Here is a 2,536-nt window from a genome sequence, read left to right as displayed (position 1 = left end):
GCGACGTAGAATCTCACACTGATTGTCGCGCGCGTCGCATCCAGATTGTCGCGCCATAAATGGGTGGCGCAGTGCATGACAGGCGTGAAACATCACACCCTCTCCACGAGTCTTAAAATCGATTTTAGGCTATGCCCCGCCTTTGCCAGAAAACAGGTGTCTGGCCTCCGGGAATTTTTCGAGGCGCCTTCGCATGTGTGTGCTCACCACCAAGCCCTGCGGCGTATGTGTACTGGCAGAGCAACCTCTCGATGATGCCGCGCCGTATCGCGGTGGGAAATATCGCCGGAAGCGGCGTTTCGACGATATCTGCCGCCGTTATGGCTGGTCTTGGCGTTGCAGCGCTGGGCCGAGGTAAGCCATGACTGCAGAATGCAGCCATTTCAGTCCTGGACTGACGCTGCCGACGGGGCCGATATTCTTTAATTTGAGCGCGAGGGCATAATGTCGGCTGACGCCTGAGGGCTTACATTTTTCGCGCATAAAACGGAGAAAATCGCTGTCCTCGGCAGAACAATCATAATGGATAGCTGATGCGTCAACGAATTCCTTCGCGAGCGCACTCGCTTCGGGTGAGTTTGAGGGAATATCCCTAGACATGAGCAGCAAGGCACGTTCCCGGAAAGACATAATCAGCCTGAAATACTCCTTGGGATCGATAGGCGTGCGGTGACGCCGTCCACTTTCCAGCACGTCGTGAAGCAACTGCGGATTCCGGAGCTCATCGGATAGCGCAATCCAGGCTTCTCTCTGTTCAGATGTTGCATCGTCCGGCAGATTGGCGGGAAACAGCGCCCTGACGGTGTTCCTGAAATCGGCGTCGGTGTCCGGGTCGCTATCAATTACCTGGACGAAACGTCGGATCGCCTCGGCCCGCGCCTCAATCGACAGCGTCATCATTTCGGAAATCCTTCTGATATCTGATGGTGAAATTTCATCGGTATCGATTGCGCTGCGGATCGCATTTGCGACCTGCGTGAGCGACGAGACAGTGGCGCTAATTTCATTCAGACGCAGTTTCAGTAGCGCCTTTAAATCCGGACTTCTGCCCAGCGAGGTCTTGATCGCCTTTAGCGACATTCCGGAAGTGCGAAGCAGCCTGATTGTATCAGCCCGGATTACGTCGGCGTCGGTGAACAGCCGATAGCCGCTTGCAGCCCGGTCTGAACCAGGGAAGAGCCCTTGGTCTTCATAAAATCGAAGCCTTCGAACCGGGATGCCGGTTCGTCTGGAAAGCTGGCCAATGGAGAGAAACTGCGTGCCCATGGAGCCAAGGTAGCGTCTCCACAAACTGGAGAGTCAACGGCCTTCCAGTTTCGTGCTTTTCGATCACCCAATTGCTCATGTGCACCTGCGCACGTACGGCAGGGCGGTTCACGGTCGACAAGAACCTATGGAGCAACGGCGCTCTGGGGGCTACGCAGATGACCGCCATCATACCCATCACTTCCATCATGGTGGCAACGCCAATCGGCTGGGCCATCATCGCTGCCGGGCCGCGAAGCTGGCGGCCATGTAATCCTTCCCAGTGAAACCTCGGTATCAGCCGCCTTCGGGCGGCTTTCTTTTTGCCCGGACGCCCGGCGTAAGCGTGGCAGTTCCACGGGCGCTTTACGGTGTCGCGTACCTCTGGAGCCGAATGGTTAGAGCCGACCGCTTCAAACGGTCTGGTTGCAGGTTCGCCCCCGCCCCAAGGGCGTTTGCTGGCGCGCGGTCTGTCAGGCCACCCGACCGCGCCGTTATGAAACCCCAGGAATTGCGCCCGCTGTGCGCCCCCCAGCCAATGGGCGGCCCCGAAAATAAATAGGCTCAATACCGCAGTTTTGACGCACCCCCAGCCGGGAGCATCAAAACTGCTGACGCTGGCGCGTATCTCGGGGCGAGTTTTGAAACGCTGCTGGATGGCAGGCGGCCGCCATGGCCGGCCTGGTAGCGCTCTGTTGCGTAATTTGTTGCTGGTGCATCGCCACAAGCTGTTTCTACAATTAGATTTTACGGTTGTGAAACCGTTTCGGAAATGGCGGCAAAATTTGGGGCGAAATTGCCATGGCGGCGCTGGCTTACATCCTCGCTGAAGACCAGAACGACGTGCATATACAGCAATCAGGATGCCCCGGCGGCGGCCCCCAGTGGTCGGACCAGATGCCTTGCGTATGCGAGCGCAGCAGGCCGGCCCACCGCCCCTCGTTCCCACCAGGCGACACGGCGGCTTCATCCGGAGGGGAATCCTCCCACCGCTGCTGATTCAGCCAGGTTATGGCTTGGGTGACCCTCTGTCCCGAAGCGCCCGGCTTGCCCGCCATGTCGCGGGAGGGCGCAGCCGAGGCGCTATGGCTGGCGATGACAGAACTCGACATACGAGGATGATGACCCCCGACAATCATGATCAGAGCCGCTCTTGGCTACCTTGAATCCGCAGCCTGACTGCGCTGAGGATGTGCCATCGAAAACGATGGCCTGCGCAAGGGAAGAATCGACTATTACCAAGGCCTTCTGCCCCTGACTCATGCAGGGTTTTGTTGGGAGCGCGGACGTG

Annotated in this window: 1 protein-coding gene; it reads right to left on the bottom strand. The window is 58.2% G+C overall.

Annotated elements, in window-relative coordinates; all coding sequences use genetic code 11:
- Positions 1-318 precede the first annotated feature (318 nt).
- Entirely contained in the window at positions 319-1,266 is a 948-nt protein-coding gene (locus tag IE243_RS22520; protein ID WP_191321524.1) for a helix-turn-helix domain-containing protein, read from the bottom strand.
- Positions 1,267-2,536: the final 1,270 nt, after the last annotated feature.

It is taken from the genome of Camelimonas fluminis (assembly GCF_014656355.1).
Taxonomy (GTDB): domain Bacteria; phylum Pseudomonadota; class Alphaproteobacteria; order Rhizobiales; family Beijerinckiaceae; genus Camelimonas; species Camelimonas fluminis.
This window is presented reverse-complemented; position numbering and strand designations above follow the sequence as displayed.